At 69.9% G+C, this 20,030-nt stretch carries 22 protein-coding genes; 15 read left to right on the top strand and 7 right to left on the bottom strand.

Features of this window, described 5'->3' with window-relative positions:
• Positions 1-54 precede the first annotated feature (54 nt).
• Positions 55-918, bottom strand: a complete 864-nt coding sequence (locus FGL91_RS01415; protein WP_153242868.1) for an EamA family transporter — start codon at positions 916-918, stop codon at positions 55-57.
• Between the two features lie 266 nt (positions 919-1,184).
• Between FGL91_RS01415 and FGL91_RS01420 the strand changes: the two genes are divergently transcribed.
• From FGL91_RS01420 to FGL91_RS01430, 3 genes are all read left to right on the top strand, one after another.
• Positions 1,185-2,468 (top strand): M18 family aminopeptidase, encoded by a 1,284-nt coding sequence (locus tag FGL91_RS01420; RefSeq protein ID WP_131494243.1) that lies wholly within the window; start codon positions 1,185-1,187, stop codon positions 2,466-2,468.
• Between the two features lie 66 nt (positions 2,469-2,534).
• The gene (locus FGL91_RS01425) at positions 2,535-3,977 is read left to right on the top strand and encodes a purine-cytosine permease family protein (RefSeq protein ID WP_131494241.1); all 1,443 of its coding nucleotides are present in this window, start codon (positions 2,535-2,537) and stop codon (positions 3,975-3,977) included.
• Positions 3,974-4,531, top strand: coding sequence for a cysteine hydrolase family protein (locus FGL91_RS01430; protein WP_153242869.1), 558 nt, complete (start codon positions 3,974-3,976; stop codon positions 4,529-4,531). The genes FGL91_RS01425 and FGL91_RS01430 overlap by 4 nt, the downstream gene beginning before the upstream one ends.
• A gap of 17 nt (positions 4,532-4,548) precedes the next feature.
• On the opposite strand, the gene FGL91_RS01435 is transcribed toward FGL91_RS01430, so the two are convergent.
• Positions 4,549-5,256, bottom strand: a complete 708-nt coding sequence (locus FGL91_RS01435) for an MBL fold metallo-hydrolase (protein ID WP_153242870.1) — start codon at positions 5,254-5,256, stop codon at positions 4,549-4,551.
• A gap of 80 nt (positions 5,257-5,336) precedes the next feature.
• Here FGL91_RS01435 and FGL91_RS01440 point away from each other — a divergent pair, with 80 nt between their 5' ends.
• Positions 5,337-5,861 (top strand): TetR/AcrR family transcriptional regulator, encoded by a 525-nt coding sequence (locus FGL91_RS01440; protein WP_153242871.1) that lies wholly within the window; start codon positions 5,337-5,339, stop codon positions 5,859-5,861.
• 141 nt (positions 5,862-6,002) lie between these two features.
• On the opposite strand, the gene FGL91_RS01445 is transcribed toward FGL91_RS01440, so the two are convergent.
• Both FGL91_RS01445 and FGL91_RS01450 read right to left on the bottom strand, forming a co-directional pair.
• Positions 6,003-7,376, bottom strand: a complete 1,374-nt coding sequence (locus tag FGL91_RS01445; protein WP_131494233.1) for a pyridoxal phosphate-dependent decarboxylase family protein — start codon at positions 7,374-7,376, stop codon at positions 6,003-6,005.
• 10 nt (positions 7,377-7,386) lie between these two features.
• Positions 7,387-8,046 carry a TetR/AcrR family transcriptional regulator gene (locus FGL91_RS01450; protein WP_131494231.1) on the bottom strand — a complete coding sequence of 220 codons (660 nt, stop codon included), beginning with the start codon at positions 8,044-8,046 and terminating at the stop codon, positions 7,387-7,389.
• Between the two features lie 80 nt (positions 8,047-8,126).
• Between FGL91_RS01450 and FGL91_RS01455 the strand changes: the two genes are divergently transcribed.
• Genes FGL91_RS01455 through FGL91_RS01480 form a run of 6 tightly spaced genes read left to right on the top strand, consistent with a single transcriptional unit; the run spans position 8,127 to position 14,905 of the window.
• A complete protein-coding gene (locus FGL91_RS01455; protein WP_153244641.1) occupies positions 8,127-9,167 on the top strand; it encodes an agmatine deiminase family protein in 1,041 nt (346 codons plus the stop codon).
• Positions 9,167-10,894 carry an amidase gene (locus FGL91_RS01460; protein ID WP_153242872.1) on the top strand — a complete coding sequence of 576 codons (1,728 nt, stop codon included), beginning with the start codon at positions 9,167-9,169 and terminating at the stop codon, positions 10,892-10,894. The genes FGL91_RS01455 and FGL91_RS01460 overlap by 1 nt, the downstream gene beginning before the upstream one ends.
• Positions 10,895-10,953: 59 nt before the next feature.
• Entirely contained in the window at positions 10,954-11,805 is an 852-nt protein-coding gene (locus FGL91_RS01465) for a tryptophan 2,3-dioxygenase (protein ID WP_153242873.1), read from the top strand.
• Positions 11,805-12,836 carry an amidohydrolase family protein gene (locus tag FGL91_RS01470; protein ID WP_153242874.1) on the top strand — a complete coding sequence of 344 codons (1,032 nt, stop codon included), beginning with the start codon at positions 11,805-11,807 and terminating at the stop codon, positions 12,834-12,836. Before FGL91_RS01465 ends, FGL91_RS01470 begins: the two co-directional genes overlap by 1 nt.
• Before the next feature lies 1 nt (position 12,837).
• Positions 12,838-14,076, top strand: a complete 1,239-nt coding sequence (locus FGL91_RS01475) for a kynureninase (RefSeq protein WP_153242875.1) — start codon at positions 12,838-12,840, stop codon at positions 14,074-14,076.
• Positions 14,066-14,905: a PaaX family transcriptional regulator C-terminal domain-containing protein gene (locus FGL91_RS01480; RefSeq protein ID WP_131492323.1), complete on the top strand. Its 840-nt coding sequence runs from the start codon at positions 14,066-14,068 to the stop codon at positions 14,903-14,905. The genes FGL91_RS01475 and FGL91_RS01480 overlap by 11 nt, the downstream gene beginning before the upstream one ends.
• Here the strand turns inward: FGL91_RS01480 and FGL91_RS01485 are convergent.
• Positions 14,902-15,396 carry an FBP domain-containing protein gene (locus FGL91_RS01485; protein ID WP_131492322.1) on the bottom strand — a complete coding sequence of 165 codons (495 nt, stop codon included), beginning with the start codon at positions 15,394-15,396 and terminating at the stop codon, positions 14,902-14,904. The genes FGL91_RS01480 and FGL91_RS01485 overlap by 4 nt on opposite strands.
• A gap of 223 nt (positions 15,397-15,619) precedes the next feature.
• On the opposite strand from FGL91_RS01485, the gene FGL91_RS01490 reads away from it, so the two are divergent.
• On the top strand, positions 15,620-16,039 hold the full coding sequence (locus tag FGL91_RS01490; RefSeq protein ID WP_227991796.1) for a DUF1380 domain-containing protein: 420 nt from the start codon (positions 15,620-15,622) through the stop codon (positions 16,037-16,039).
• 12 nt (positions 16,040-16,051) lie between these two features.
• Here FGL91_RS01490 and FGL91_RS01495 read toward each other — a convergent pair whose 3' ends face one another.
• A complete protein-coding gene (locus tag FGL91_RS01495; protein WP_227991798.1) occupies positions 16,052-16,429 on the bottom strand; it encodes a hypothetical protein in 378 nt (125 codons plus the stop codon).
• Between the two features lie 216 nt (positions 16,430-16,645).
• On the opposite strand from FGL91_RS01495, the gene FGL91_RS01500 reads away from it, so the two are divergent.
• The gene (locus FGL91_RS01500) at positions 16,646-16,855 is read left to right on the top strand and encodes a CsbD family protein (protein ID WP_047524645.1); all 210 of its coding nucleotides are present in this window, start codon (positions 16,646-16,648) and stop codon (positions 16,853-16,855) included.
• An 80-nt stretch (positions 16,856-16,935) separates the two neighbouring features.
• Here FGL91_RS01500 and FGL91_RS18830 read toward each other — a convergent pair whose 3' ends face one another.
• Positions 16,936-17,100, bottom strand: a complete 165-nt coding sequence (locus tag FGL91_RS18830) for a hypothetical protein (RefSeq protein WP_017201713.1) — start codon at positions 17,098-17,100, stop codon at positions 16,936-16,938.
• 123 nt (positions 17,101-17,223) lie between these two features.
• Between FGL91_RS18830 and FGL91_RS01505 the strand changes: the two genes are divergently transcribed.
• Genes FGL91_RS01505 through FGL91_RS01515 form a run of 3 tightly spaced genes read left to right on the top strand, consistent with a single transcriptional unit; the run spans position 17,224 to position 20,018 of the window.
• A complete protein-coding gene (locus tag FGL91_RS01505) occupies positions 17,224-17,490 on the top strand; it encodes a Rho termination factor N-terminal domain-containing protein (protein WP_131492321.1) in 267 nt (88 codons plus the stop codon).
• A gap of 8 nt (positions 17,491-17,498) precedes the next feature.
• Positions 17,499-18,575 carry a carboxylate-amine ligase gene (locus FGL91_RS01510; RefSeq protein WP_153242877.1) on the top strand — a complete coding sequence of 359 codons (1,077 nt, stop codon included), beginning with the start codon at positions 17,499-17,501 and terminating at the stop codon, positions 18,573-18,575.
• Between the two features lie 45 nt (positions 18,576-18,620).
• On the top strand, positions 18,621-20,018 hold the full coding sequence (locus FGL91_RS01515) for an MFS transporter (RefSeq protein ID WP_131492319.1): 1,398 nt from the start codon (positions 18,621-18,623) through the stop codon (positions 20,016-20,018).
• Positions 20,019-20,030 lie beyond the last annotated feature (12 nt).

Consider the following 20,030-nt stretch of genomic DNA (forward strand, 5'->3'; position numbering starts at 1 on the left):
GGAGGTGTTTCGCGATATCCCGGAATGCGTTCGGCGGGGAGCGGACCACGACGCTCAGAGCGCGAGCAGCACGATGCCTGCGACGACCACGAGCGATGCGGCGATCCGCCATCCCGGACGCGATTCCCGCAGGACGAAGACCCCGAAGAGGCTCACCAGCACGACGCTCACCTCGCGCAACGGTGCGACCAGCGCGACCGGAGCGATCTGGATCGCCGTCAGCACCAGGATGTACGACAGCGGGGAGAGGATCCCGAAAGCGAGGATGCGGCGCCACTGCGTGCGGCCGAGCGCCCACACCGCATCCCAGCGGCGACGAACCGCGATCGAGTAGAACGGCACTTGCAGCACCGTGGTCCCGACCATGAACGCGACGGGCGAGAGGTCCCACGTCCGCACCGCGTGAGCGTCCCAGATCGTGTAGATCGCGATCGCGACGCCGGTGAGCAGGCCGAATACGATGCCGGGATCGATCCGCCCCGTGCCCGCCCCTTTGCCCCGATCGACGAGACCGACGGCGACGACCCCGACGATCACCGCCGCCACGCCCACGAGCGCGACCGCCGACGGGCGCTCCCCCAGCACCAGTACGGCGACGATCACGGAGAGGAAGGGGCCGGTGCCGCGGGCGGTCGCGTAGACGGTGGAGAGGTTGCCTCGCTGATACCCGCGCTGGAGGACCGCCATGTAGCCGACGTGAAGGATCGACGAGACGACGACACCGAGGGCGAAGGACCCCACATCGTCGGTACCGAGGCCGCCTGTGAACGGCACGGCTCCGGCCCACACGACGGTGCTCCCGACGGCACCCCACCACAAGAACGGCGCTCCGGCCCTGCTGATGCCGTGCGCGATGATGTTCCACGCCGCGTGGGCGATGGCGGCTCCGAAGACCAGGACGAAGGCGAGAGGCGACACGGCGAGACCCTTCCGTCCGACGCACGGCGCGACGAACAGGGTCCTCCGGGCTTTTGTCCTGTCAGATGACGGCTCTCCTGCGGAGGAGTGCCGTGGCGCCGCTCGGACCAGACGGGCGTGAACCCCGGAACCCTAGGCGCTATCGAGAAGACCCTACCGCGCCGTGGTGAACACCCGGGAACGCGAAGCGCCCCGCTCGACGGCGATTCCGAGAGCAGACCCCGGACTACGCTCGAAGGACCGCACATCCGAAGGAAGGTCACGACATGCCTGTCACCCCCGCCGCGCTCGCCCACGCCGAGGATCTCGCCGACTTCGTCGCCGCTTCTCCGTCGAGCTATCACGCGGCGGCGGAGGTCGCTCGGCGCCTGGAGAGCGCAGGGTTCACCCGGCTGCGTGAGGAGGACGCCTGGACCGCACCCGCGGGCGGGCGGTATGTGGTGGTCCGCGACGGCGCGGCGATCGCCTGGACGGTGCCCGCGGATGCCACGGCGACGACACCCGTGCAGATCTTCGGCGCCCACACCGACTCCCCCGGCTTCAAGCTCAAGCCGCAGCCGACCACGGGGTCGCGCGGCTGGCTGCAGGCCGCCGTCGAGGTCTACGGCGGCCCGCTGCTGAACTCCTGGCTCGACCGCGAGCTGCGTCTCGCCGGACGCCTGGCCCTCGCGGACGGACGCGTGGTGCTCGCCGACACCGGCCCTCTCCTGCGCCTGCCGCAGCTCGCGATCCACCTCGACCGCGGCGTCAACAACGGCCTCGCCCTCGACAAGCAGGTCGAGACGCAGCCGGTGTGGGGCCTGGGCGACGCGAGTGAAGCCGACATCCTCGCCGAGCTCGCCGCCTCCGCCGACGTGGCGGCCGCCGACATCCGCGGATACGACGTGGTGATCGCCGACAGCGCACGCGGCGCCGTGTTCGGCAAGGACGACGCCTTCTTCGCCTCCGGCCGTCTCGACGACCTCGCCTCGGTGCACGCCGGGGTGGTCGCGCTCGCGACACACGAGCCGAGGGCGGGTGGCCCCATCGCCGTGCTCGCCGCCTTCGACCACGAGGAGCTCGGTTCCGAGTCGCGCTCCGGAGCGGCCGGCCCGTTCCTGGAGGACGTGCTCGAGCGCCTGTATGCCGGGCTCGGCGCCGATGCCTCCGAGCGGCGCCGAGGGTACGCGTCGTCGTGGTGCCTGTCGAGCGATGTCGGACACTCCGTGCACCCCAACTACGCCGCCAAGCATGACCCCGTCGTGCAGCCGGTGCTCGGGTCGGGGCCGATCCTGAAGATCAACGCCAACCAGCGGTACGCGACGGATGCCGTCGGCACCGCGTCCTGGCTGTCCTGGTGCGAGCGGGCCGGGGTGACGGCCCAGGAGTTCGTGTCGAACAACAGCGTGCCCTGCGGGTCGACGATCGGCCCCATCACCGCGACGCGCCTCGGCATCCGCACGGTGGACGTCGGCATCCCGATCCTCTCGATGCACTCCGCCCGCGAACTCGCCGGGGTCTCCGACCTCCACGACCTCACGCGCACCGCACAGGCGTTCTTCGCCGGCTGAGCCTTCTGGCGCGGTTCGACCGCAGAAGTCCGCCCGGTGACGGGGCGGCAGTGCCAGGATGTCAGCATGACGGACATCAAGCCGGCTCTCATCGAGCGCGCGGGCATCGAGATCATCCCCGAGTCGGAGCGCACCGCGCGACCCCGCGACCTCTTCTGGCCCTGGTTCGCGGCGAACGTGTCGGTCTTCGGGATGTCGTACGGGTCGTTCGTGCTCGGCTTCGGCATCTCGTTCTGGCAGGCGACCCTCGTATCGGTCCTCGGCATCGTGGTGTCGTTCCTGCTCTGCGGGCTGATCGCGATCGCCGGCAAGCGCGGTTCGGCGCCGACCATGGTGCTCTCTCGCGCGGCCTTCGGCGTGCAGGGACAGAAGGTCCCCGGCATCGTCTCGTGGCTGACCTCGATCGGCTGGGAGACATTCCTCGCGATCATGGCCGTGCTCGCGACCGCGACCGTGATCACCCAGCTCGGCGGCGACGGAGACAGCATCGGACTCAAGATCGTCGCGACGGTAATCGTCGCGGCGCTGATCGTCACGGCATCCGTGCTGGGCTATCACACGATCATGCGGATGCAGTCGGTGCTCACCTGGATCACCGGCGTCGTCACCGTGCTCTACATCGTGCTCGCGGCGCCACAGATCGACCTCGCCGCGGTGCTGGCCCGCCCGGACGGCGGCATCGGCCAGGTCATCGGCGCACTCGTCATGGTGATGACCGGATTCGGACTGGGCTGGATCAACATCGCCGCCGACTGGTCCCGCTACCAGAAGCGCACAGCGTCCGACGGGGCGATCGTGGCGTGGAACACCATCGGCGGTTCGGTCGCGCCGGTCATCCTGGTCGTCTTCGGCCTGCTGCTCGGCGGGTCGAACGAAGAGCTGATGAATGCGATCGCCGCGGACCCGATCGGCGCCCTCGCGTCGATCCTGCCGACCTGGGTGCTCGTGCCCTTCCTGCTGACGGCGGTGCTCGCCCTCGTCTCGGGTGCGGTGCTGGGCATCTACTCCTCGGGGCTGACGCTCCTCAGCCTCGGCATCCGCATCCCCCGTCCGTCCGCCGCGGCGATCGACGGAGTGATCCTCACCCTCGGCACGGTCTTCGTCGTGTTCTTCGCCACCGACTTCCTCGGGCCCTTCCAGAGCTTCCTGATCACACTGGGTGTCCCGCTCGCATCCTGGGCGGGCATCCTGATCGCCGACATCCTGCGCCGCCGGAAGGACTACGACGAGGATGCCCTGTTCGACAGCCGCGGCCGCTACGGCGCCTGGGACTGGACCTCGATCGGCACCATGGTCGTGACCAGCGTGATCGGGTGGGGGCTGGTCGTGAACAACTTCGCCGAGGATGCCGCGTGGAACAACTGGCAGGGCTATCTGCTGTTCCTGGTCGGCGGCAGGGACGGGGACTGGGCCTACGCGAACCTCGGGGTGTTCTTCGCGCTGGTGCTGTCGTTCCTCGTGACGTACTTCGCCCGGGCCGGGAAGATCCGGCGCCAGGAGAACGCGTGAGTGCGGGCCCGCTCGACGACACCTGGCTGGTGGTGATCGATCCGCAGGCCATCTTCGCCGCGCCGGAGTCCGCCTGGGGGTCTCCCTTCTTCGCCGAGGCGATGCCCCGCATCCGCACCTTGGCCGACGCCTTCGGTGACCGGGTCCTCGTGACCCGCTGGATGCCGACCGCCGACCGGACGACGTCGTGGGGTGCGTACTTCGACGCCTGGCCGTTCGCGGATCAGCCGCCGAGCGATCCGCTGTTCGCGCTGGTGCCGGAGGCGGCCACCGTGAGCACCCACCCGACGATCGACCTGCCGACCTTCGGCAAGTGGGGGCCCGAGCTCGAAACCGTGGTCGGCCGCGGAGGCCGCGTGGTGCTGGCCGGCGTCTCGACCGATTGCTGCGTGATCTCGACGGCGCTGGCCGCCGCGGATGCGGGTGCCCACGTCACGATCGCCGCAGACGCCTGCGCCGGATCGACGGCGGAGAACCATGAGGCCGCGCTGCAGGTGATGAGGCTCTATCCCCCGCAGATCACCGTCAGCGACACGGACACGATCCTCGGCTGAACCAGGGCGTCGCCCGCTCAGGCCGCCCGCACGGCCGCTGCGATCTCGGACGGCTTTCCCTGCCACGGGGCGCCGTGTCCCGGCAGCACCCAGGAGGCCGACACCGCGGCCAGGCGATCGAGCGAGGACAGAGCGGCCTCCGGCTCATCCGTGAAGGGCGCGGGCTGTGCGCCGGTACGGCCGGTGAGCACGTGCCTCGTCGTGAGCGCATCCCCCACGAACACGGCGTCGACGACCGGGACATGCACCGCGACGCTCCCCGGCGAGTGACCGGGCATCCCGATCACGACGGGAGCGCCCGGCAGGTCGAGCACGTCGCCATCCGCGACCTCCGTCACCACGGAGACGTGCGGTGTGCGCAGGGCGTTCTTGCGGAGGGCGTAGGCGAAGAATCCGAGCGTCGGCCCGAGCCTCGCAGGCCCCATCGCCGTCTTCGGCTTCTCGCCCGTGCGCACGCGGTGGCTGTCGGCCGCGTGGATGAAGACCGGCGCCCCCGCCTCGGTGCGCAGCCGCTCGGCGAAACCGATGTGGTCGCTGTCGCCGTGGGTGAGGACGAGGCCGCGGACATCGGACAGCGGACGGCGGATCAGCTCGAGCTCGCGCTGGAGGTCGTGCCAGTGCCCGGGAAGACCCGCATCGATCAGGGTGATCCCCTCGGGCAGGTCGATGAGGTAGGAGGCGACGATGTCGTTGCCCAGTCGGTGCAGGTGGGGTGCGAGCTTCATGGCGGATCCTCTCGGGATTGTTGCGATAGCTACGATACGTAGCTATCATGGCTAATGTCAATAGCCATCCAGGAGGACCGATGCCGACCCCCGAACGCACGTCCATCGCGGAGATCGTCGCCGCCGGACGGGAGATCCTCGAAATCGCCGGACCCGCGGGACTCACCATGCAGGCGGTCGCGGCTCGCGTCGGCGTCCGTGCCCCCTCGCTCTACAAGCGGATCCGCGATCGGGACGCCCTGCACACCGCGGTCGCCGTGTCCACGATCGACGCCCTCACCGCACGGCTCGAGCACGAGGGCGACGACCTCGCCGGCCTCGCGCACGTCTACCGCGGCTTCGCGAAGGAGAACCCCGAGGGGTTCCGGCTGATGTTCACGATCGCGGCCCCCCAGGATGCCCTCGCGCGCTCCGCCGCGCCGGTGATCCGGGCGTCCTCCGCTCTGGTCGGCGAGGACGACGCCCTCGACGCCGCCCGTCTCTTCACGGCGTGGGCGACCGGCTTCCTGCAGATGGAGCTCGCCGGCGCCTTCCGCCTCGGCGGCGACGTCGACCGCGCCTTCGAGTACGGGCTGACGCGACTCATCGCCGGCATGGGCGGCTGATCTCTCGCCCCCGAGCGCCGCTCCCGCTCCCGCACCCCGCTCCCGTATCCGGTACGGATGTCGGGAGGAAGGACGGATGTCGGGAAGATCGGGCCGACTCCCCCGACATCCGGGAATCCTCCCGACATCCGGCACGGCCATCTACTTCATGGTGTCGAGGATGCCGGTGAGGTCTTCGAAGGTCGTGAGCGGGTTCAGGATGGCGAAGCGCGTGTTCGGCCGACCGGCGTGCGAGCTGGGCACGACGAAGGCGCGCTGGGAGTCGAGCAGCTCCGCCGACCAGCGGTCATAGTCGGCGCGCTCCCAGCCGTCGCGCTCGAACACCACGACCGACAGCTGCGGATCCCGCACGAGGCGCAGCTCCGGGCGGCGGGAGATCTCTGCGGCGATGCGCTCAGTGAGGGCGATGGTCGCGCCGATCGCTTCGCGGTAGGCATCCACCCCGTAGGTCGCGAGCGAGAACCACATCGGAAGCCCGCGCGGGCGACGGGTCAGCTGGATCGAGTAGTCCGAGGGGCTGAACTCCTCGGCGTCGGTCAGCGTGTCGAGGTACTCGGCGTGCTGGGTGTGCGCGCGGCGACCCTGGTCCGGCTCACGGTAGATCAGCGCGCAGCAGTCGAACGGCGCGAACAGCCACTTGTGCGGGTCGACGATCACCGAGTCGGCGCGCTCCACACCGCGGAAGCGGGAGCGCGCGGCAGGCGCGAGCATCGCGGTGAGCCCGTACGCACCGTCCACGTGCAGCCAGAAGTCGTACTCATCCTTGAGCGCGGCGATCGCCTCGATGTCGTCGACGATGCCGAAGTTCGTCGAACCCGCGGTCACGACGACGGCGCAGATCTCGTCGCCGTGGGTGTCGAGCGCCTCGCGCACCGCGTCGGCACGCAGCATGCCGTCGTCACCCGCGGGTACGAGCACCACGTCGGCATCCATCACCCGCGCGGCGGACTTGTTCGAGGAGTGGGCCTCCGCACTGCACACGATCTTCCAGCGCGCCGGAAGTTCCTTGCCCTGGGCGACCAGCCGGGCCTTGGCGGCCTCCCGCGCCGCGACGAGGGCCGACAGGTTGCCGATCGTGCCGCCCTGCACGAACACACCGCCCGCGGTGTCCGGCAGCCCGAACTCCCCGGCGAGGAACGCGAGCACCTCGTTCTCGGCATGCACCGCACCTGCCCCTTCGAGCCAGCTCCCGCCGTAGAGACCGGATGCCGAGACGACGAGGTCGAACGCGATGGCCGCCATGGTCGGAGCGGTCGGGATGAAGGACAGGTAGAGCGGGTGGCTCGTGGTGAGACAGGCCGGCGCGAGGATGTGCTCGAACACGCTGAGTGCGCGCTGGGCTCCGAGCCCGGCGTCGGTGATCGTCGCCCCCACGAGACGGTTCAGCTCCGCCTCGGTCTGGGGCTTGTCGAGTGGCACGTCGGCGGCGAGCATGCGACGGCGCGAGTAGTCGAGCACGGCATCCACGATCGCCGTCGATTCGGGCGAAGCCGCGTGCATGCGCACAGCATCCATGAGCGTTCCTTTACTGGTCTTCGGTGCGGGGTTCGGTCGGGGAAGCGAGGGAGATCGCGTGGGGTGCGGCGCTGTCGAGGACGGCGGACAGCGCGCGGCGGGCGAGGTCGGCGCGATCGCTCGGCGCCCACTTCACGAGCGAGTGCGCATTCATGCCGTCGACCATGGCGAGCAGGAGCCACGCGGCGGTGTCGGAACGGCCGTCGGCGATCACTCCCGCCGCCGCCGCTCGGACGAAGATCTGCTCGAGAGCGCTCTGCCACCCGTCCATCTCGGACCGCACGCGGGCAGCGAGGATGTCGTTGCGGGCACCGAGCGCCCAGGCCTGCACCCAGATCAGTGTCACGTCGTCGCGCTCGCCGTCGAGGAGGGTCTCGATCAGGTCGTGCAGACCCGCGCGGATGTCGCCCACGCCATCGAAGGCCGCGATCACCTCATCGCGCTCGGCCGCGACGATGTGCCCGAAGATCTCGGCGACGAAGGCGTCCATGACGGGCCGATAGTGAGCGACCAGGGCCGGGGTGACACCGACGCGCGCCGCCACCGCACGCACGGTGAGCACCTCGAGTCCGCCCTCGCGTGCCAGGGCGATCGCGCCGTCGACGATCGATCGCTCGCGCTCCTCCGGGGGCATCCGCCGCGGCGCGGTGCTTCTTGACGTGATCTTCATCGCGGGCTACGGTATCACTCGTTGATCACGTGTTCAACAGCGGATTCCGTCCGCCCGAGATCGTCGACGAGGAGATCACGATGAGTTGGCGCATGCCCGCCGAGACGGCACCTCACGAGCGCACCTGGATGGCGTTCCCCGCGGAGGGCGAGACGCTCGGCGCCACGGATGCCGAGCGCGAAGAGGGGTACGCGACCTGGACGGCCGTCGCCCACGCCGTCGCCGAGTTCGAACCCGTGACGATGCTGGTCGACCCGAGCGAGATCGCGCGGGCCCGACGCATGCTCGGTGCCGGCATCGAGATCTTGGAGGCACCGGTCGACGAGTTCTGGATGCGCGACTCCGGCCCGACCTTCGTCGTCGACGACGAGCGCCCGGGCGTGCTCGGCGCCGTCGACTGGATCTTCAACGGCTGGGGCGCTCCCGACTGGGCCGAGTGGCGCAAGGCCGCTCAGCACGCCCGCATCGTGGCCGGCGCCGTCGGGGCGGAGCTCGTGAGCTCGACGCTCGTGAACGAGGGCGGCGGCATCCACGTCGACGGCGAAGGCACGGTGCTGCTCACCGAGACCGTGCAGCTCGACCCGCGACGCAATCCCTACGCCGACAAACAGCGGATCGAGGCCGAGATGGCCAGGACGATCGGCGCGACGAAGGCGATCTGGCTGCCGCGCGGGCTCACTCGCGACTACGACGACTTCGGGACGAACGGCCACGTCGACATCGTCGCCACGATCGTCTCCCCCGGCCGGCTCCTGCTGCACGACCAGCAGAACCCGCAGCACCCGGACCACGCCGTCTCCCGCGACCTTCGCGTCCTCCTCTCCGAGCAGACGGATGCCGCCGGTCGCCGCGTGGAAGTGATCGTCCTGCCCGCGCCCTCGACGCTGAGCGACGACGAAGGGCCCGTCGACTGGAGTTACGTCAACCATCTCGTGACGAACGACGGCGTGGTCGCGTGCGGGTTCGGCGACGAGAAGGCGGATGCCGCGGCCCGCGAGATCCTCGCGGACGCGTACCCCGGACGCCGCGTGGTCACGGTCGACGCGCGCCCGCTGTTCGACCGCGGCGGCGGCATCCACTGCATCACGCAGCAGCAGCCTTCCGTGGACGGGTCGCGCTGATGTTCGACGTCGTCGAAGCCTCCATCGCCGACCTGCGGCGCGCGCTCGAGAGCGGCACCACGACCGCGGTTGACCTCGTCGACGCCTACCGGGCTCGCATCGCCGCCTTCGATGCGCCGGGCACGCCGACCGCCCTGAACGCGGTGGTGGTCGCGAACCCCGACGCACGCGCCGAGGCTGCGGCCTCCGACGCACGCCGTGCCCGAGGCGAGGTGCTCGGCCCCCTCGACGGCATCCCGTACACGGCCAAGGACAGCTACCTCGTGCGGGGGCTCACCGCCGCAGCCGGAAGCCCGGCCTTCGCGGATCTGATCGCCCAGCGCGACGCCTTCACGATCGAGCGCCTGCGCGCGGGCGGAGCGATCTGCCTCGGGCTGACGAACATGCCGCCGATGGCCAACGGCGGCATGCAGCGTGGGGTCTACGGCCGAGCGGAGAGCCCGTACAACGCCGCGTTCCTCACCGCACCCTTCGCGTCGGGCTCCTCCAACGGCTCCGGCACCGCGACTGCCGCGAGCTTCGCCGCCTTCGGGCTCGGGGAGGAGACCTGGTCCTCCGGTCGCGGGCCTGCGACCAACAACGCCCTGTGCGCCTACACCCCCTCCCGCGGCGTGATCTCGACCCGGGGCAACTGGCCGCTCGTTCCCACGATGGACGTGGTGGTGCCGCACACCCGCACCATGGCCGACTTGCTCGAAGTGCTCGAGGTGATCGTCGCCGACGACCCCGACTCCCGCGGCGACTTCTGGCGAGCACAGCCGTGGGTCCCGATCCCCTCGGCCGCCTCGGTCCGACCGGACTCGTATCCGGCCCTCGCCACCGGCACCCCGGCAGCGCTCGACGGCATGCGGATCGGCATCCCGAAGATGTACATCAATGCGGATCCGGATGCCGGAAGCGCGCAGGCCCCGGGCATCGGCGGCCCGACAGGTCGGCGCATCGAGACGCGGGCGAGTGTGATCGAACGGTGGGAGGCGGCCCGCCGCGACCTCAGCGCCGCCGGCGCGACCGTGGTCGAGGTCGACTTCCCGGTGGTGTCCAACTACGAGGGAGACCGCCCGGGCGCCCCCACCCTCCCGACACGCGGACTGGTGTCGCCCGAGTACCTGCGACGCGAGATCGTCGACCTCTCGGCGTGGGCGTGGGAGGACTTCCTACAGGCGAACGGCGATCCGGCTCTCCGCACGCTCACGGAGGTCGACGGGGCCACGATCTTCCCGCACCCGGAAGGCGCCCTCCCGGACCGCTACTCCGGCTTCGACGACGACATCGCCGAGTATCCGGACTGGGTGCGGAGCCACCCCGATGCCCCCTTCACGGACATGCCCGAGCTCGAAAACGGGTTGCGGGGCCTGGAGGAGACGCGTCGCCGCGACCTCGAGGAGTGGATGGATGCGCTCCACCTCGACGCCGTGGTGTTCCCCGCGGTCGCGGATGTGGGTCCGGCCGACATGGACGTGAACCCGGACTCCGCGGACCTGGGGTGGCGTAACGGCACCTGGATCGCGAACGGCAACCTCGCCATCCGACACCTCGGCATCCCGACGGTCACGGTTCCGATGGGGCTGATGAGCGACATCGGCATGCCGATCGGCCTGACCTTCGCCGGACGAGCGTACGACGACACGATGCTGCTGCGCCTGGCCGCGGCGTTCGAAGCCACCGGCGCTCCGGGCACGCGGCGCACTCCCCCGCCGCGCACACCGGCCCTGCCGTCGGACGGCTGATCCGGATCGAGAACATTTCACACCTGTGACGCTCGCCACAGAAGTGATATGTTCGGCGCATGAGCACCGAGAACGAACGCGCCCTCGAATCCGGGATCGTCACCGATCTGTCCGGCCGGATGACCTACGGGTCGTACCTGGCGCTGGACCAGCTGCTCACGGCACAGCACCCGGTGAGCGAGCCGCAGCACCACGACGAGATGCTGTTCATCATCCAGCACCAGACCACCGAGCTGTGGCTCAAGCAGCTGCTGCACGAGCTCTCGTCTGCTCGGGAGCTGCTCGCCCGTGACGACCTGCGCGAAGCACTCAAGCGCATCGCCCGGGTCAAGCGCATCCAGGACGTGATGACGCAGCAGTGGTCGGTGCTCGCCACCCTCACGCCCACCGAGTACGCACAGTTCCGCGGAGCACTCGGCAACTCGTCCGGGTTCCAGTCCGTGCAGTACCGGGCGGTGGAGTTCGCCCTCGGCAACAAGAACGAGAAGATGCTGAACGTCTTCGCCGACCACCCCGCGAACCTCGCGCTGCTCACGGCCGAGTGGGAGAAGCCGACCCTGTACGACGAGTTCCTGCGGTTCGCCGCCCGGCGCGGACTGCCGGTGCCGTCGTCGATCCTCGACCGCGATGTGCGCGAGCCGTACCGCGAGACCCCGGAGCTGGTGGCCGCGATCCGCGAGATCTACCAGGACCCGAACCGGTACTGGGACCTGTACGAAGCGTGCGAAGACCTGGTCGACCTCGAGGACAACTTCCAGTTCTGGCGCTTCCGGCACCTCAAGACCGTCTCCCGCACGATCGGCATGAAGGTGGGCACCGGCGGATCCAGCGGCGTCGGCTTCCTGCAGCGCGCCCTGGATCTGACGTTCTTCCCCGAGCTCTACACGGTGCGCACCGAGATCGGCAGCTGATGCACGCCGCGACGTTCTTCGACGGGGTCGGCTGGCGTGAGGGCGTCGTCGAGCTCGTCGACGGGCGGGTGCGGCTGAGCGATGGGCACCCCGACGCCGACCTCCCCCGCCTCGACGGTGTCGTGCTGGGCGGGTTCACGGACCACCACGTGCACCTGCAACTCGTCGACCACGCGCAGTTGTCGAGTTCGCGCCTGGGACGCGTGGTCGACCTCGGCGGCAACCCGGGCGTGCTGCGCCGACTCGCGCGTGGCGGGATCAAAAACGCGCCCGCGACCCGCGATTCCGGCACGTTTTCGATCCCGTACCCGCACCCGCACCCGCATGCGCACGCGCTCGTGGTCGAGTTCGCGGGGGCGTTCGTCGCCGCCCCGGGTGGATACCCCTCCGACCGCGAGTGGGCGCCGGAAGGCTCGGTGCGCGAGGTCGCGGACGAGAGAGCAGCGGCGGATGCGGTGGCCGAGATGGCGGATGCCGGGGCCTCGTGTCTCAAGGTCACAAGCAACAGCACGGCCGGACCGGTCTTCTCGGACGACCTGTTCCGCACGATCGTCGGCCTCGCTGCGAGCCGCTCCCTCCCGGTCGTCGCCCACGCCGAGGGGCCGGGTGAGGCGCAGCGCGTCATCGCCCTCGGCGCCGCCCGCCTCGCCCATGCGCCGTTCACGGAACGGCTCGACGATGAGGAGATCGCACGACAGGCGGCCTCGGCGTCGTGGATCTCGACCCTCGCCATCCACGACGGCCCCGCGCGCGCGATCGCGATCGACAACGTCCGCCGTTTCCACGCGGCAGGAGGGACCGTGCTCTACGGCACCGACCTGGGCAACGGACCGATGCCGAACGACCTGAACGCCCGGGAGATCGCCGCCCTCCGCGAGGCCGGCCTCCACTCCGATGCGCTCCTGCACGCGCTCGCCCCGATGGATCCGCTCGCCCCGTCGGCGACGCTCCTGTTCCTTCCCGGCGCCTCTCCCCCGACCGCCGACCCGCTCGCCGCCCGCCCCCTCATCCCCGCAGACCTGAAGGTGTGACATGACCGACCCCCTCGACCGTGAACTGCTCGACCTCGCGCGCACCCTCGACGCCGCCGACCCGCTGCGTTCGCACCTCGACGCGTTCGCCGACGCCCCGGGGGTCACGGCCTACCTCGACGGCAACTCCCTCGGCCGTCCGCTGCGCGACATCCCCGAGAAGCTCGCCGCGTTCGTGCGCGAGGACTGGGGCACCCGGCTCATCCGCTCCTGGAACGAACAGTGGATGGCGCTGCCGATGGAGTTGGGCGACCGCATCGGACGCGTGGCACTCGGAGCCGGCGCGGGCCAGACCGTCGTGGCCGATTCGACCAGCGTGCTGATCTACAAGCTCATGCGTGCCGCCGCGACCGCCGATCCCACCCGGACGGAACTCGTGATCGAGGCGGGGAACTTCCCCACCGACCGCTTCCTGGCCGAAGGCGTCGCCGCCGAGACCGGCCTGACCCTGCGCTGGCTGGAACCCGACCCCGTGGCCGGAGTGACCGTCGCCGACGTGGCCGCGGTCGTCTCGGAGCGCACGGCCCTGGTGTCGCTCAGCCACGTCGACTACCGATCCGGAGCCCTGGCGGATATGCCCGGCATCACTTCGGTCACGCACGAGGCCGGCGCGCTGATGATGTGGGATCTGTGTCACTCCGCCGGCGTCGTGCCGATGCAGCTCGACGACTGGGGCGTGGACCTCGCGGTCGGCTGCACGTACAAGTACCTGAACGGTGGCCCGGGATCCCCCGCCTTCGCGTACCTCCGCCGCGGGCTCCACGGAGTGCTGCGGCAGCCGATCCAGGGGTGGTGGAGTGCCGCCGACATCTTCGCGATGGGCCCCGAGTACGTGCCGTCCGGCGATATCCGCCAGCTGCTCAGCGGCACACCGCCGGTCACATCGATGCTCGCGATGCAGGGGATGCTCGACCTGATCGAGGGGTCGACGATCGAGAGCGTGCGTGCCAAATCCCGGTCCCTGACCGATCTGGCGGTCCGGGCCTACGATGCCGTCCTCGCGCCCCTCGGGGTGCGCTTGCTCAGCCCGCGCGACGCCGAACTCCGGGGCGGACACGTGACGATTGGCCATGCCGACTTCCGGGACGTGACGCGGAAGCTGTGGGCGGAGGGGATCATCCCGGACTTTCGCTTCCCCGACGGCATCCGCCTCGGCCTCTCCCCGCTGAGCACCTCGCACGTCGAGACGATCACGGGTGTGCTCGCCGTCCGCGACGCGCTGGAGTCCGGTGACTTCTGACTTCCCGGACGCCCCCGTCCTCGACGACATCGATGCGCGTCCCGGCAGCACGGCCTCGCTGCTGCGGACGTTCATCGGCGTCTTCCTGCGTCCTCTCGGCGGATGGATCTCGGCGGCGGACCTGGTGGCACTCGCGGGAGACCTCGGCATCCCGCCCACGCAAGCCCGCACCGGTATCACCCGCCTCAAGCAGAAAGGGCTGCTGCTCGCCGAGCGCGACGACACGATCGGCTACCGGTTGAACCCGGCCGCGATCCCGATGCTGGAGCGCGGCGACCGTCGCATCTTCGAGATGCGCGAGATGACGGATACCGACCCGTGGTGCCTGGTCTCCTTCTCGATCCCGGAGAGCGCTCGCAGCACCCGTCATCAACTGCGTCGCCGACTGCAGTGGATCGGTGCCGGAGTCGTGTCGCCCGCGCTGTGGATCTGTCCCGGGCACCTCAAGGACGAGGCCCTGCAGATCCTCCACGAGCTCGACGCGCGGCGCTGGACGACGCTGTTCCTGGCCTCCGCCCCTGCCCCGGCCGGCACGCTCGTCGAGGCGGCTGCCCAGTGGTGGGACCTCGACGCGCTGCGCGCCGAGCACCTCGCCTTCCAGGCGTCTCTCGCGACGTTGCCGACGGAGCCCTTCGCCGCGTCTGTGCAGCTGATCGACCGCTGGCGGGTGCTGCCGTACACCGACCCGGGCCTGCCGCCGTCGATGCTGCCGACGGATTGGCCCGGTCGGCGCAGCTTCGACGAGTTCGCCCGCCGGTCGGCGGCTCTGGCGGAACCTGCGTGGGAGCACGTGCGCGCCCGGATCACCGAGCGCGCACATTCCGTCTAGTCCGCGCGCCCGCCGACTTCGGCGAGGAATCCCGCCACGTGTTCCTGCAGGCGCAGGATGCGCAAGTCGCGCGCGAACTCCCGGTCGAAGCCCTGATAGGCCAGCGGCGGCAGGATGCGCACGTTGCGGTTGCAGCCGAACTCGGCGCACGTGAGGACGCCCACGGAGTCGCCCTTGCGCCCCGCAGGTCCGGCTTTGCGCGCGACGTACAGCTGCACGTCGTTGCGGAGCGTGACGTCTTCGCACCACGAGCACTGGGCGCGGGCGAGCACCCGCTGCTCGGCGCGCTGCAGGAAGACGCCCACCACGGCGTCGTCGACCCAGGTGACGACGTAGGCCCGACGGGGGATCTTCGGGTCGACCCAGCCGAGGAAGTCGAGCCGCTCGAAGTCGATCTCAGCGAAGCCGGGCGGAAGGGACAGGTCGGAGACCTCCTTGCGGGAGGCGTTGAGGAAGGAGGCGCGGATGGCGCGCTCGTCGATGGGACGCATGGGAGCAGTGCTTTCAGGTTTTCGCCGCGACGGGCGAGTCGATCGGAGTGAGGAGCCCGGACAGGGAAGCCGGGTACGACGCGACACCGGCGACGGGGTTCCGCCTCCGGCCGGTCCTCAGCCTCTGTCTGCGGCGCGAGGGGCGCCTGCAGCTCCGCTCTGCGCCCGAGGGGCGCTCATCGACGACAGCACCCGGCGATTCTACACCCGTATGTTTCGCCGCATGTCGGGCCGCCTCGCCCGGGATCGGCAGGCGACCTACTCTTTTCAGAACATCGATCCGAAGGAGACCACCGTGTCCACGCCGCTCAACCGCCTTTCGCCCGTCCCGGTGCGTGAGCGTGCGGCGTGCATGTGCAGCAACGGCGGCCGCTGCTCGTCCTTCGCTCCGGGTCACGCTCTGCACCTGATCCAGGCGCGCATCGCCTCGGCGACCTCCGCGGAATGGGTCGACGGCATCGTGGAGGCGTCCGACCCGGTGGCGGGCGACCTCGTCGTGCGCACGCTCGACGGCGCCGTGCACGCGCTGTGGAACGCCTCGGGCGCGGCACTCGAGGCGGGGCCCGGAACACCGGTGGCGCTGCACGCCCGCTACGCGGTCCTCGCGGTGGGACGCACGCAGTTCAACGTCGCCGCCGTCTGAGCCGACCGCGGCTCAGGCACCCGCCATCATCATGTCCCTCATCGCCGCGCACGCGTCCATGCACGCCTGGCAGGCCTGAGCGCGCAGGCGGCAGACCTCGCTCATGTCGGCGTGCTCCATGCACTCATCCATGCAGGTCTGACACATGGCGATGCACGCATCGAGCATGGCCATCATCGAGGCCGGCGTCATCCCCTGCATCCGCAGCATCGATCGCATCATCGTGCTCGCCATGTCCGCGCAGTTCATGCAGGCCGGAGAACAGTCCATCATCTGCGTCGAACACACCGTGCAGGCCTGTTCGCACGCCGCACACGCATCCATGCACGCCTGCACCACCGACATGTCCATCATCTGCATGTCCGGCATCGACTCCATGTTCTTCGACATGGCGCCCATCATCATCGAGTCCATCGCACACCGCTTCCTCGGTCGGGTCGACGGGCACGACCACCCGCCTGGCGCCAGGCTAGTCCTCCGCACCCGCTGCGTCGATGGGGGGCAGAACGTTGACACGACCCGCCTCGATTGTCAATCCCGTAGCTGCTTCCGCGCCCGCGTGGAAAGGTCGGACCCAATCGAATCCGCCCACGAGAGGAGCAGAACATGAGTGCTGCAGACGACATGAAGCACGCTGCCGAGAAGGCCGCCGGAAAGGTCAAGGAAGGCGTCGGAAAGCTCACCGACAACGAGCGACTCGAGGCCGAGGGCCAGGCGGACCAGGTGAAGGCTTCGGCCAAGCAGGCCGGCGAGGACGTGAAGGACGCAGCCGGCAAGGCCGGAGACAGCGTCCGCGACGCGTTCGACAAGAAGTAAGGACCGGTCCCCCGGACACCGAAGAGGTGAGGTCCGCCGAAGGGCGGGCCTCACCTCGATGGGTCAGACGTTGTGAGTCGTCAGACCTTGCGGCTGCCGCTGATCGCTCGGATCAACCAGGCGATCACAGCGATCGCGAGGAGGACGAGCCCGACCCACAGGAGGAACTGGAGCGACTGCACCAGTCCTCCGGTGATCGCAAGGATCACGGCGACGACGATGACGATGATCAGGAGGATGTTCATCGGTCTTTCCCTTCTTTCGGCAGGCGCGGACGCCCGACTGCGGTGCCCTCACGCTAGCCCGAGAAGACCATCTGCCCGAGGGGGTTGACTTCCACCCTCCGAGTGCGCGAAGGAGACGAGCACATGCCAGGAAGACGCGAGAACTCGCTGAAGGATCCCGAACTGTACGAAGAGCTTCGGAACGACGGGGCATCCAAGGAGAAAGCCGCGCGCATCTCGAACGCCGCCGCGAAAGAGGGCCGCAGTGCGGTCGGGCGCCGCGGCGGGGAGCACGGCGACTACGAGGACTGGACGGTCCCCGAGCTGCGCAGACGAGCCAAGGAGCTGGGTCTGACCGGCTACAGCGGAAAACGGAAGTCGGAGCTGATCTCCGCGCTCAGAGATCACTGAGGCTGCGGATGACGCGCTTCGGCATCGAGGAGGAGTTCCTCTTCGTCGATGCGCACTCGCTCACGCCGGTCACCCTCGCCGCAGGGACCCGCGAGCGCATCACCCGGCTGCGAACGGGCGGTGAGGTCACGAAGGAGTTCCTGACCTCGCAGATCGAATGCCTCACGGAACCGGTGTCGACCGCCGCGGATGCGGAGGCGCAGTCGACCCATCTCCGCGGCCTGATCGGCTGGCACGCCCGCGAGCAGAGCGCGATCGCCGCGGGTACCGGTACCCCCTTCGCGACGACCCGCTCCTCGAGGGTGTCGCCCTCCGCGCACTACGACGACGTCGCGTCGTGGCTCGGCCACCTCACCCGCGACCACGAGGTGAACGGCCTGCATGTGCATGTGGAGGTGCTCGACGACGAGGATCGGGTGCGCGCACTCAACCGGGTGCGGGGCTGGCTCCCGGTGCTGCTCGCCCTCACCGGCAACAGCCCGTTCGCGGGCGGACGCGACTCGAGCTTCTCGAGCTGGCGGAGCATCCTGATCCGCCGGTTGCCGGGATCGTGGAGCCCACCGCGGTTCCGCGACTTCGACGACTACCGCACGCAGGTGGAGCGGCTCGTCGATCTGCGGGCGATCACCGACCCGGCGGCCCTCTCCTGGGCGGCGCGGATCTCGGATCGCTTCCCCACGGTCGAGCTTCGGGTCTTCGATGCGCAGCTGACCGCGGAGGATGCCGTGTTCGCCGCCGTCCTCTCCCGCGCCATCGTCCTCACCGACGAGCAGCCGCACGGGGATGCCGGGACCGACGGCCTCGACGCCTCCTTGTGGACGGCCGCCCGCCACGGGATGGACGCCCGCATGATCGATCCCACGACCGGAGCGGTCGCCGCCGCCTGGGCGGTCGCCGATCGGATGCTCGCCGTCATCGCCCCCACTCTCCGTGACCTCGGCGACGACGAGCGGGTCCGCGAAGGGATCGCCCGACTGCGGGCGGTCGGCACCGGCGCCGACCGGCAACGTCGGGCCCTCGACCAGGGCGGGACGCCGATGCTCGCCCGTCTGCTCGCCGCAGGCACCCCGGCACCGGTGGCCTGACCCCCCACCGCCCCCGGGGTCCGTCACCGGGAGTAAGGTCGGCCTGTGGCATCCTTCGCCCCTCTCCAGCGCCTCGTGATCTCGATCGCCGTGCTCGCCTCGTTCGTGACGTTCCTCGACGGCACGGTCGTGAACGTCGCACTGCCGGCGATCAGTCGTGAACTCGGCGGCGGCATCACCACACAGCAGTGGGTGGTCGACGCGTATCTGATCACTCTCAGCGCCCTGATCCTGCTCGCAGGCTCCGTCTCCGACGCGTACGGACGCGTCCTCGTGATGCGCATCGGCCTGGTCTCCTTCGGCATCGCCTCCATCGCGGTCGCCGCCGCCGTCGACCCGCTGATGCTGATCGTCGCCCGGGCCGCACAGGGCGCCGCCGGAGCACTGCTGGTCCCGAGCTCGCTCGCGCTGATCACCGCGACCATGCGCGCCGATGTCCAGGCCCGGGCCATCGGGGTGTGGACCGCGTTCACCACGGGGGCGCAACTGGTCGGGCCGCTGCTGGGCGGCTTGTTCGTCGACTTCATCTCCTGGCGGTTCGTCTTCCTCATCAACGTCGTCCCCATCGCGATCACCCTGTTCCTGCTGGCCCGTCTGCATCTGCCCGAGCATCCGCGCGGTATCAAGGTCGACTGGTGGAGCGGTGCCCTGTGCGCCATCGGGCTCGGCGCCGTGGTGTTCGCGCTGATCGAGCAGCCCAACATGGGATGGCAGTCGCCCGCCATCTGGATCCCCGCGGTCGCCGGCGCCGCGCTGTTCGGGTTGTTCCTGTGGCGCCAGCAGCACTCCGCCTCCCCGCTCATGCCGCTGTGGCTGTTCCGCGTGCGCGACTTCGGCTGGGGAAACCTCGCCACCCTCTTCGTGTACGCCGCCCTGTCGCTCAACGGCTTCGTCGTGGGCGTCTATCTGCAGCAGGGTGCCGGGCTGAGCGCGACGGCCGCCGGCCTCGCGAGCCTGCCGATGACCATCCTGATGATCCTGGTGAGCTCGCGCGCCGGTCGCTGGGCGGGCAGGTGGGGTCCGCGCATCTTCATGACGGTCGGACCGCTGATCATGGCCGTCGGAGCACTGATGCTCTTGTCGGTCGCCGACGATTTCGACTACTGGTGGCAGGTGCTGCCCGCGATGATCGTGATGGGTCTCGGTCTGTCTCTCACCGTGGCCCCGCTGACCGCCGCGATCCTCGGTGCGATCGATGAGAACCACTCCGGCATCGCCTCGGCAGTCAACAACGCCGTCTCCCGCGTCGCCGGGCTGCTCGTGGTCGCGATGCTCTCCACGATCGTCGGAGGGCAGCTCGACCTCGACGGGTTCCACAGTGCGGCGTGGGTCACCGCGATACTGCTCGTGATCGGCGGGGTGGTGTCGTGGATCGGCATCCGTCGCAATCCGGCCGAGCCCGTCCCGGCGGACATCGCGGCCTCCGGCACGGATCCGCATTGACCTCGTCGAGGG

Origin of the sequence: Microbacterium sp. CBA3102, from assembly GCF_007954505.1 — a bacterium.
GTDB classification, from domain to species: domain Bacteria; phylum Actinomycetota; class Actinomycetes; order Actinomycetales; family Microbacteriaceae; genus Microbacterium; species Microbacterium aurugineum.

What these genes read in the sequence shown, in the direction of transcription:
- FGL91_RS01420 (WP_131494243.1), top strand. Translation starts at nt 1,185, where the DNA reads ATGCCTGTCACCCCCGCCGCGCTCGCCCACGCCGAGGATCTCGCCGAC.
- FGL91_RS01490 (WP_227991796.1), top strand. Translation starts at nt 15,620, where the DNA reads ATGTCGGGCCGCCTCGCCCGGGATCGGCAGGCGACCTACTCTTTTCAG.
- FGL91_RS01425 (WP_131494241.1), top strand. Translation starts at nt 2,535, where the DNA reads ATGACGGACATCAAGCCGGCTCTCATCGAGCGCGCGGGCATCGAGATC.
- FGL91_RS01510 (WP_153242877.1), top strand. Translation starts at nt 17,499, where the DNA reads ATGACGCGCTTCGGCATCGAGGAGGAGTTCCTCTTCGTCGATGCGCAC.
- FGL91_RS01455 (WP_153244641.1), top strand. Translation starts at nt 8,127, where the DNA reads ATGAGTTGGCGCATGCCCGCCGAGACGGCACCTCACGAGCGCACCTGG.
- FGL91_RS01465 (WP_153242873.1), top strand. Translation starts at nt 10,954, where the DNA reads ATGAGCACCGAGAACGAACGCGCCCTCGAATCCGGGATCGTCACCGAT.
- FGL91_RS01485 (WP_131492322.1), bottom strand. Translation starts at nt 15,396, where the DNA reads ATGCGTCCCATCGACGAGCGCGCCATCCGCGCCTCCTTCCTCAACGCC.
- FGL91_RS01475 (WP_153242875.1), top strand. Translation starts at nt 12,838, where the DNA reads ATGACCGACCCCCTCGACCGTGAACTGCTCGACCTCGCGCGCACCCTC.
- FGL91_RS01450 (WP_131494231.1), bottom strand. Translation starts at nt 8,046, where the DNA reads ATGAAGATCACGTCAAGAAGCACCGCGCCGCGGCGGATGCCCCCGGAG.
- FGL91_RS01500 (WP_047524645.1), top strand. Translation starts at nt 16,646, where the DNA reads ATGAGTGCTGCAGACGACATGAAGCACGCTGCCGAGAAGGCCGCCGGA.
- FGL91_RS01435 (WP_153242870.1), bottom strand. Translation starts at nt 5,256, where the DNA reads ATGAAGCTCGCACCCCACCTGCACCGACTGGGCAACGACATCGTCGCC.
- FGL91_RS18830 (WP_017201713.1), bottom strand. Translation starts at nt 17,100, where the DNA reads ATGAACATCCTCCTGATCATCGTCATCGTCGTCGCCGTGATCCTTGCG.
- FGL91_RS01495 (WP_227991798.1), bottom strand. Translation starts at nt 16,429, where the DNA reads ATGTCGAAGAACATGGAGTCGATGCCGGACATGCAGATGATGGACATG.
- FGL91_RS01505 (WP_131492321.1), top strand. Translation starts at nt 17,224, where the DNA reads ATGCCAGGAAGACGCGAGAACTCGCTGAAGGATCCCGAACTGTACGAA.
- FGL91_RS01445 (WP_131494233.1), bottom strand. Translation starts at nt 7,376, where the DNA reads ATGGATGCTGTGCGCATGCACGCGGCTTCGCCCGAATCGACGGCGATC.
- FGL91_RS01460 (WP_153242872.1), top strand. Translation starts at nt 9,167, where the DNA reads ATGTTCGACGTCGTCGAAGCCTCCATCGCCGACCTGCGGCGCGCGCTC.
- FGL91_RS01440 (WP_153242871.1), top strand. Translation starts at nt 5,337, where the DNA reads ATGCCGACCCCCGAACGCACGTCCATCGCGGAGATCGTCGCCGCCGGA.
- FGL91_RS01470 (WP_153242874.1), top strand. Translation starts at nt 11,805, where the DNA reads ATGCACGCCGCGACGTTCTTCGACGGGGTCGGCTGGCGTGAGGGCGTC.